The following is a 4,436-nucleotide window of genomic DNA, read 5'->3' on the forward strand; positions in this document are numbered from 1 at the left end:
GCTGTGATCGGCTCGTTCGTCCTCGGTCTGGGGAACAGCGTGCAGCAAACGGCACCGAACGCGAACTTCCAGTTCGAGTACTACTCGGATGCTGGCAAAGCGAACGCAACACACACCGGTGGTGCGACTATCTCCGCAGATGCTACTATTAAGATAGTCTCTGAGAGCAACTCCACCGGTGTCACATTCAACGGCGGTGAAATGAGTGCCGGCGATTCGTTCAGAGAAGGTGTCACCTACAATTCCGATGAAAGCGTTCGCGTGATCTGGGAGTCAGAGAACGGGGAGACCTCACAGACTCTCGCCGAAGAGACTGCGCCCTGATCCCACATGAATCTCAAACAGCTCATCGACGATGATCGTGCCGTTTCGCCTGTCATCGGAGTGATCCTGATGGTGGCGATCACGGTGATCCTCGCGGCGGTGATCGGCTCGTTCGTCCTCGGCCTGGGGAACAGCGTGCAGCAGACGGCACCGAACGCGAACTTCCAGTTCGACTACAGCGAGACAAATGGCGGTGACTACAACGTCACTGCAACCCACACCGGAGGAAGCACGCTGAACGACCAAAACACGGGGCTGGTTTCGTTGAACGCCAGTGATGGCCCGTCAAAGGCGTTCGATCTTCCGGTGACCGCCGGGACATCCGCGAATCTGAGCACCAACTACGGCGGGAATGTCTCCGCCGGCACCACCGTCCGCGTCCTCTGGACCTCTCAGAACGGCGAGACCTCGCAGGCACTCGCAACCGGCGAGACGCCGTCCTGATCGGCCTTCGCCGTTCCCTTTTTGCCGCGTCGTCGCCCGAGTAGCCGTCCGCCTCCCGCACGGCCTCACACCTGATATTCCCGAACCAACCCTTAAGAGGCTGGTCGACCTCGTTGCGACGATGCCTACTTGGGGGGGCCGGGACCGACGGGCACAGGGGGACGTCATCGCGCTCGTCCTGTTGCTCGTCGTCACGATCGCCGGGGCGACGGCGGTCGTCTCGCTCGGCGGCGACGCGATCACGGGGATACAGGACTCCGCGACGGCCGGGGCCGCCGAGCAGTCGATGACGCAGTTCGACTCCAAGGCGAGCCTCGTCGCCCACGGCGACAGCGACGCTCAGCGCGTCCGCCTCGTCGGGAGCGCGGGCGCGACCCGCGAGGTCGACGCCGACGCGGGGTGGATGAACGTCACCGTCAGGAACACGACCGACGGCGAGGTGAGGGCGGTGCTGACGAACACGACGCTCGGGGCAGTCGTCTACAGCGAGGGCGACACGTCCGTCGCCTACCAGGGCGGCGGCGTCTGGCGCCGCACGGGCAACGGCAGCTCGATGATCTCCCCGCCGGAGTTCCACTACCGCGGGACGACGCTGACGCTCCCGCTCGTGACCGTCTCCGGCGACGAGCGCCTCGACGGCGAGGTGGTCGTCAGGCGCGCCGGCACCGCGGAGGCGGTGTACCCGAACGAGAGCGCGAGCCTGGCGAACCCCCTCGACGACGGGCGGGTCGTGATCACCGTCGGGAGCGAGTACTACGCGGCGTGGGGCCGGTTCTTCGAGCAGCGGACCAGCGGCGACGTGACGATCGACCACGCCAACGAGACGGCGACGATCGAGCTCGTCACGCCGGCCGACATCGAGCCGGTCAACGCCGCGCTGACCTCGCGGGCGGTCGGCGACGAGATCGACCTCGACGGAACCGGCAACGACAACGTCTGGGTGGACAGTTACAACTCCTCGGAGGGCCCGTACGCCGACTCGCAGACCGCCAACGGGACCATCGTCACCGCGGGGAGCATCGACGTCGAGGGGAACGGAAAGATCCTCGGCAACGTCCGGGCGGGCGGATCGATAACGCTCGGGACCGCCAACGGCAACATCACCGGGACCGTCGAGCACACCACCGGCTACAGCGCGAACCCCAACGCGGTCCCCCAGCCGGACTCCCCCCGCGTCTCGCAGATCGACGGCGTCGAGGCGGGCGAGGACCTCTCGCCGTACGTCGAGTCCAGGCTCGTCGCCCTCGAGGCCGACAACGACAACGGCGCGACCGACGCGATCGTCGACGACGGCGGGGATCCGGTCCTCAACTTCTCGGGGACCGGCGACACGGTGGAGCTGTCGTCCGCCGACGGAACCGAGTACTACCTCTCCGGTATCGACATGGGTGACGACGAGGAGCTCGTCGTCGACACCGGCTCCGGGAGCGAGGTCCAGATCGCCGTCGGCGACGACGTCTCGCTCGACGGGACGAAGATACGCGTCGAGGGCGACGGCGTCGTCCGGTTCTTCGTCGCCGACGACGTCACGCTCGACGGGGCGAACGTCTCGGTCCCGGGCGACAGGTCGGGGCAGCTGTGGATGTACGGCACCGAAGCCTCGGACGTGACTATCTCCGGCGGAAGCAGGTTCGTCGGCGTGCTCTACGTCACCGGCGACGGCGACGACAACGAGTTCTCGATCAAGCAGTCCGACGTGTACGGCGGCGTCGTCGCCGGCGAGATGGACGTCCAGAACGGCGGGACCGTCCACTACGACATGTCGCTGTCCACCGAGCAGACGATCCCCGTCGACGCGGACGTCCCCCGGATCACGTACCTCCACGTGTCGATCACCGAGATCGAGGTCTCGGACGACTGATCACGGGGGCACCACGCCGGAGCCGCGCGGACGAAGGACTCGCGTCCCCGGATCCACTCTACCTGTCGAGGCGGACCCGGATCGCCGTCCGTGGGACTACGACCCGATCGACCTCGATCTGGTACGTCACCGCGTCGTCGCTCGCGGCGACGACGGACCCGCCGGCGTCGAGCGACTCGAAGTACCGTCGCCACGCGTCCGCCCGCGGCGACTCGACGGTGACGTTCACCGTGATCGCGCTCCCGTTCCCGGCGGTCATCTCCCGAGCGATCCCGCGCGAGGTCGCGTCCATCGCAACGAGGACGGTCGAGCTTCCGCCGATCGCGGTCCGGTCCCCGGACCGCGTCGTGACCGTCAGCGGGAGCATCGCGCGCTCGTTGTCGATCAGCCAGCCGGGGTCGCTCCGCATCACCGCGGCGTCGCCGTCGCCCCGGAGCACCGCGCCGAAGGACGCGGCGACGGTCGTGTCGCCGTCGCTGTAGGTGATCGGCCGCGACGCGGCGGTGACGGTGAAGTTCCGCGACGCGTCGGAGGTGTTCTCGGCGTAGACCGTCACGCTCGTCGTCTCCTCGACCGCCAGCGTGCCGCCGTTGAGCTTGATCTCGGTCGCGCGGCTCGGCGCGCCCTCCCGGACGATGTCGTCGACGTTCTCGTCGAGGACGACGAACGCCCGCTCCATGTTCTCGGTCTGTTCGGCGGCCCGGAGGTCGGTCAGCGCGGGGAACCCCGCCGCGTACACCGTCCCGACGGTCAACACGATGAGCGAGAACACGAGGACGAACCCGACGGTGTCGCTCTGTGCGCGACTACCGCTCACGCCCCCCGCACCTCCAGTTGACCGCCGGTGTAGACGATCTCGACGTCGCCGCCGGAGAGGCTCGCGTCCGCGACGGGCGTTCGGGTCGCCGCCCCGACGGTGACGGAGACGTCCACGCCCGTCGCGGTCAGCTCGATCTCCGGGGGCGGCCCGGATCGGACCACGACGGAGTACGTGCTGCCGGCGACCGACTCGGGATACGTCCCCCGGACGGTCACCGCGCTCGCCCCCGACGCGACGAGCCTGTCGGCGGCCATCACCCGCGAGGAGATCTGTTGACCGACGACCTCCAGCGCCTCGCGGGTCGTGTCCTCGCGCTGCGTCTCCACGGTCGTGCCCGCGGCGGCGAGCAGGCCGCTGATCAGGATCGCGGTGATCCCGAGCGTCAGGACGTACGAGAGCGTCGTCGCGGTCGCCCGGTCGCCCCGCCCCCGCCCCCGCGCCGCCGACGGGGCGGGCCCCGTCCGCGAGGCGTCAGTCATCGTGCTCACCCGGTGCGACCCGGACGTCCGCCCGGTATTCGAGGTCCGTCGTCTCGTACCGGATCCGGAACTCGACGGCGTACACCGCCGGGACGTAGTACGGCGAGTCGGGGTCGTCGCTCAGCGTGCCGTCGTTCAGCGTCACGAGGTTCAGCAGGCTCGCGGTTCCCCTGACGGTCATGTCGTAAGTGCCGACGGCGTTCGTCCCGTTTCGGAACGAGAGGTCGTAGGCCGTCGGGACGCCCTCGCGCCAGTCCAGGCCGGGACACCGCTCGCCCGCCAGCGTCCCGTTCGTGAAGCCGACCGTCGCGTTCGGTTCGTCCACCGAACACACCTCCGTCGCGCCGGCCACCCCCGCGGGACTGGTCGCGACCGCGATGTCGCCGGTGGACCGGTTTCGGTAGACGAACGCCTCCCAAGTATCGCCCGTGGAGTTGCTCGTCACCTCGACGGTGAACGCCCCGTCGAGGGTGCTCGCGTTCGTGCTCGCCAGCGACGAGCGCTCGAC

Annotated in this window: 5 protein-coding genes and 1 pseudogene; 3 read left to right on the plus strand and 3 right to left on the minus strand. The window is 68.5% G+C overall.

Annotated elements, in window-relative coordinates; all coding sequences use genetic code 11:
- The 3 genes from ACQUQ1_RS21680 to ACQUQ1_RS21690 form a co-directional block, all read left to right on the plus strand.
- Positions 1-324, plus strand: a 324-nt coding sequence (locus ACQUQ1_RS21680; protein ID WP_435066292.1) for a type IV pilin N-terminal domain-containing protein, incomplete at its 5' end; no start/stop codon positions are given.
- 6 nt (positions 325-330) lie between these two features.
- Positions 331-768 (plus strand): type IV pilin, encoded by a 438-nt coding sequence (locus tag ACQUQ1_RS21685; RefSeq protein WP_435066293.1) that lies wholly within the window; start codon positions 331-333, stop codon positions 766-768.
- Between the two features lie 121 nt (positions 769-889).
- Positions 890-2,629: a DUF7289 family protein gene (locus ACQUQ1_RS21690; RefSeq protein WP_435066294.1), complete on the plus strand. Its 1,740-nt coding sequence runs from the start codon at positions 890-892 to the stop codon at positions 2,627-2,629.
- A gap of 58 nt (positions 2,630-2,687) precedes the next feature.
- On the opposite strand, the gene ACQUQ1_RS21695 is transcribed toward ACQUQ1_RS21690, so the two are convergent.
- From ACQUQ1_RS21695 to ACQUQ1_RS21705, 3 genes and pseudogenes are all read right to left on the minus strand, one after another.
- Positions 2,688-3,446, minus strand: a complete 759-nt coding sequence (locus tag ACQUQ1_RS21695; protein WP_435066296.1) for a DUF7289 family protein — start codon at positions 3,444-3,446, stop codon at positions 2,688-2,690.
- Complete coding sequence (locus ACQUQ1_RS21700; RefSeq protein WP_435066298.1) at positions 3,443-3,928, minus strand: DUF7266 family protein; 486 nt, start codon at positions 3,926-3,928, stop codon at positions 3,443-3,445. Before ACQUQ1_RS21700 ends, ACQUQ1_RS21695 begins: the two co-directional genes overlap by 4 nt.
- A pseudogene (locus tag ACQUQ1_RS21705) lies at positions 3,921-4,436 on the minus strand (hypothetical protein); the annotation flags it as partial. The pseudogene ACQUQ1_RS21705 and the gene ACQUQ1_RS21700, both read right to left, overlap by 8 nt.

It is taken from the genome of Halobaculum sp. EA56 (assembly GCF_051195075.1).
Classification (GTDB): domain Archaea; phylum Halobacteriota; class Halobacteria; order Halobacteriales; family Haloferacaceae; genus Halobaculum.